Genomic DNA, 5,002 nt, shown 5'->3' with positions numbered 1-5,002 from the left:
CCCCCCCGTCGATATGAGCTCTTGGGGGAGATCAGCCTGTTATCCCCGGCGTACCTTTTATCCTTTGAGCGATGGCCCTTCCATGCGGAACCACCGGATCACTATGCTCTTGTTTCCAACCTGTTCGACCTGTATGTCTCACAGTCAAGCGCCCTTGTGCCATTGCACTCTACGTACGATTGCCGACCGTACTGAGGGCACCTTTAGAAGCCTCCGTTACTCTTTTGGAGGCGACCACCCCAGTCAAACTACCCACCACGCACTGTTCCCTCTTGGAGGGTTAGGCCCCGGACAAGCAAAGGCTGGTATTTCAACGGTGACTCCAACACACCTGGCGGTGCGCCTTCAAAGTCTCCCAGCTATCCTACACATTGCTTGACCAAGGTCAATACGAAGCTATAGTAAAGGTGCACGGGGTCTTTTCGTCCCACTGCGGGTAACCGGCATCTTCACCGATACTACAATTTCACCGAGCTCATGGCCGAGACAGTGTCCAGATCGTTGCACCATTCGTGCAGGTCGGAACTTACCCGACAAGGAATTTCGCTACCTTAGGACCGTTATAGTTACGGCCGCCGTTTACTGGGGCTTCAGTTCAATGCTTCCTCCCGAAGGATTCACATCTCCCCTTAACCTTCCAGCACCGGGCAGGTGTCAGGCCCTATACTTCATCTCTCGATTTTGCAGAGCCCTGTGTTTTTGATAAACAGTCGCCTGGACCTCTTCACTGCGGCCCATCTAAAAGATGGGCGACCCTTCTCCCGAAGTTACGGGTCTATTTTGCCTAGTTCCTTAGCCATGAATCTCTCGAGCGCCTTAGAATACTCATCCCAACCACCTGTGTCGGTTTACGGTACGGGCCGCACATCTCGCTTTTCTTGGAAGTCGATACGCTGGATTATCACCTTGGCCGTAGCCTCGGTGTACTATCGCGGTGTTACCACTCGCTTCAACGTGCAATTCCGTCTGCACGCACCAACTTCTCGCCTCCGTCGCTTTCAATGATGTGCGGGTAGCAGAATATTAACTGCTTGTCCATCCACTTCCCCCTTCGGGTCCGCGTTAGGTCCCGACTGACCCCCAGCTGATTAGCATAGCTGGGGAAACCTTGGTCTTTCGGCGTGCGGGTTTCTCGCCCGCATTATCGTTACTTATGCCTACATTTTCGTTTGTAGCTCCTCCAGCATCCCTCGCAGGTACACCTTCAACGGCACTACAATGCTCCCCTACCCCTTGTATGAATACAAAGCCATGGCTTCGGTAATATGCTTATGCCCGATCATTATCCATGCGGAACCGCTCGACCAGTGAGCTGTTACGCACTCTTTAAATGAATGGCTGCTTCCAAGCCAACATCCTGGCTGTCAATGCAGTTCCACCGCGTTTTTTCAACTTAGCATATATTTTGGGACCTTAGCCGATGGTCTGGGTTCTTTCCCTCTCGGACATGGACCTTAGCACCCATGCCCTCACTGCGCAGAAACGTTTTATAGCATTCGGAGTTTGTCAGGAATTGGTAGGCGGTGAAGCCCCCGCATCCAATCAGTAGCTCTACCTCTATAAAACTATCTACACGCTGCACCTAAATGCATTTCGGGGAGTACGAGCTATTTCCGAGCTTGATTGGCCTTTCACCCCTACCCACAGGTCATCCCAAGACTTTTCAACGTCAACGGGTTCGGTCCTCCACTATGTGTTACCACAGCTTCAACCTGCCCATGGGTAGATCGCACGGTTTCGCGTCTACTACTACTAACTATGGCGCCCTGTTAAGACTCGCTTTCGCTACGGCTCCGGACCTGAAGTCCTTAACCTTGCTAGTAAAAGTAACTCGTAGGCTCATTATGCAAAAGGCACGCCGTCACCCCGAAGGGCTCCGACCGCTTGTAAGCGTATGGTTTCAGGATCTTTTTCACTCCGTTGTTCACGGTTCTTTTCACCTTTCCCTCACGGTACTGGTTCACTATCGGTCTCTCAGGAGTATTTAGTCTTGGCGGATGGTCCCGCCGGTTTCACACAGGGTTTCACGTGCCCCGCGCTACTCAGGATACCGCTATCTTGCAGGTCTTTACCTATACCGGGCTATCACCGTCTATGGCCAGGCTTTCCAACCTGTTCTAGTTCATCGCTGTTCGAACGTCGCGGTCCTACAACCCCGCACATGCCGGAACATGTACGGTTTGGACTAATCCGGTTTCGCTCGCCGCTACTCCCGGAATCACTTTTGTTTTCTCCTCCTCCGGCTACTTAGATGTTTCAGTTCACCGGGTTTGCCTCCTTGCGGATAACATGTCTTCAACATGCTGGGTTGCCCCATTCGGATACCTGCGGATCATATCGTATGTGCCGATCCCCGCAGCTTTTCGCAGCTTATCGCGTCCTTCATCGCCTCTGAGAGCCTAGGCATTCCCCATACGCCCTTATCTAGCTTGTCGCCAGACCTTTTGTTCTATTCGTATTTCGTACTCTTTACTTAAAAAATTCGTGTTTTCTTTTTCTTCAGTACATATATCCCGAAAGATATACGTCCTGTCCCAATATGTCAATGAACTTGTGGCGAGTCGCCACGGACAATTAAAAATCACCCTTGTGGCCACTCATGCAATACTTGAAGACAAATCAATTGTCCCCAGGCACCGCCTGGTGGAGAATATCGGAGTCGAACCGATGACCTCCTGCGTGCAAGGCAGGCGCTCTAGCCAGCTGAGCTAATCCCCCATATACTAGTAGTTAGCATATAGTAGTCAGTAGTCAGTACTTCCAACTACTACTCAACTTCTAGAATTTCCTATTCAATATTATTCTCAATGAACGTGCGCACCTAACAAAAGGTGCCCTCTGTAGTCCCAGGCAGACTCGAACTGCCGACCTCTACATTATCAGTGTAGCGCTCTAACCAGCTGAGCTATGGGACTGTCCCTACCACTCTTTGTACTCCGTACCAAAAGAGGTATCTTATATTATTAATGTGGAGACTCTATCCTATACTTACAGATGTTTTACGACTTTAATATTTAGAACGAGGCGTCGGGGCCCTTGACAATTCCGAAGGCCGAAGCTCTAGAAAGGAGGTGTTCCAGCCGCACCTTCCGGTACGGCTACCTTGTTACGACTTAGCCCTAGTTACCGATCTTGCCCTAGGCCGCTCCTTGCGGTGACGGACTTCAGGCACTCCCGGCTTCCATGGCTTGACGGGCGGTGTGTACAAGGCCCGGGAACGTATTCACCGGATCATGGCTGATATCCGATTACTAGCGATTCCAGCTTCACGGGGTCGAGTTGCAGACCCCGATCCGAACTGTGACCGGTTTTGTGGATCCGCTCTGCGTTACCGCATGGCTTCCCGCTGTACCGGCCATTGTAGCACGTGTGTGGCCCAGGACGTAAGGGCCGTGATGATTTGACGTCGTCCCCACCTTCCTCACGGTTTGCACCGGCAGTCCCGTTAGAGTCCCCGACATGACTCGCTGGCAACTAACGGTAGGGGTTGCGCTCGTTATAGGACTTAACCTGACACCTCACGGCACGAGCTGACGACAACCATGCAGCACCTTGCAAATTGCCCGAAGGAAAAGTCATCTCTGACCCTGTCAATATGCATTTAAGCCCTGGTAAGGTTCCTCGCGTATCATCGAATTAAACCACATGCTCCACCGCTTGTGCGGGCCCCCGTCAATTCCTTTGAGTTTCATTCTTGCGAACGTACTCCCCAGGTGGGATACTTATCACTTTCGCTTGGCCGCCCAGGTCTCAAGGACCCGGACAGCTAGTATCCATCGTTTACGGCGTGGACTACCAGGGTATCTAATCCTGTTCGCTCCCCACGCTTTCGTCCATCAGCGTCAGTCGATGGTTAGTCAGCTGCCTTCGCAATCGGTGTTCTATGTAATATCTATGCATTTCACCGCTACACTACATATTCCGCCAACTTCACCATAACTCAAGACCGACAGTATCAAAGGCAATTCTACCGTTGAGCGGCAGACTTTCACCCCTGACTTATCGGCCCGCCTACGGACCCTTTAAACCCAATAATTCCGGATAACGCTCGGACCCTCCGTATTACCGCGGCTGCTGGCACGGAGTTAGCCGGTCCTTATTCTTACGGTACCGTCAGTGGGCTACACGTAGCCCTTTTTCTTCCCGTATAAAAGCAGTTTACTACCCATAGGGCATTCTTCCTGCACGCGGCATGGCTGGATCAGGCTCCCGCCCATTGTCCAATATTCCTCACTGCTGCCTCCCGTAGGAGTCTGGTCCGTGTCTCAGTACCAGTGTGGGGGATCCCCCTCTCAGGGCCCCTACCCATCGCGGTCTTGGTGAGCCGTTACCTCGCCAACTAACTAATGGGACGCATACTCATCCCCTACCGTAACCTTTAACCATAAATACGATGCCGTAATATGGTACCATGTGGTATTAATCCAAATTTCTCTGGGCTATCCCACAGTAGGGGGCAGATTGTATACGCGTTGCGCACCCGTGCGCCGGTCGTCAACATCTAGCAAGCTAGACTTGTTACCCCTCGACTTGCATGTGTTAGGCCTGCCGCTAGCGTTCATCCTGAGCCAGGATCAAACTCTTCATCGTTGTTTCATTATATGTTATAAGTCTTTCAACCCCGAAAATTTCCCGGCCCCGACTCTCATCCTAAAATAAAAATCTTAAACTCTAATCTGTATGTTGTTTCGTAATTCATCGGAATAAAAAGGTTTCCCAATTCATCCCTTTACGCTGTCTCCACAATATGTCAAATGAACTTCTATATCCCTCCCGGTCTCCCGGGAAACGCCTTCCAGACATCTTACTGTCTGTCTAAGCGGCTGCAAATATACAACTGTTTTTCTAACCGGCAACTTTCTTTTAAAAAAAATCGAAATCTTTTTTTTAGCCGTCTCAAAACAATATATCACAAGGAACGTTTACTCTTTTTTAACCCCTGCTTAACAAACATCTTCATACCTGTTTAGCGGGCTGCAAATGTAACACCCTTTTTTAATTC

2 tRNA genes and 2 rRNA genes are annotated in these 5,002 nt (G+C 50.7%); all 4 read right to left on the bottom strand.

Annotation, left to right across the window (positions count from 1 at the left end):
* Positions 1–2,435: ribosomal RNA gene (locus tag H9565_RS19980) — 23S ribosomal RNA — on the bottom strand; the annotation flags it as partial.
* Positions 2,436–2,641: 206 nt separating this feature from the next.
* A tRNA-Ala gene (locus H9565_RS19975) sits at positions 2,642–2,718 on the bottom strand.
* Between the two features lie 123 nt (positions 2,719–2,841).
* Positions 2,842–2,915: transfer RNA gene (locus tag H9565_RS19970), tRNA-Ile, on the bottom strand.
* Positions 2,916–3,064: 149 nt separating this feature from the next.
* Positions 3,065–4,590 (bottom strand): 16S ribosomal RNA (locus H9565_RS19965).
* Positions 4,591–5,002: the final 412 nt, after the last annotated feature.

This window comes from Zobellia russellii (assembly GCF_018728565.1).
Lineage (GTDB): Bacteria > Bacteroidota > Bacteroidia > Flavobacteriales > Flavobacteriaceae > Zobellia > Zobellia russellii.
This window is presented reverse-complemented; position numbering and strand designations above follow the sequence as displayed.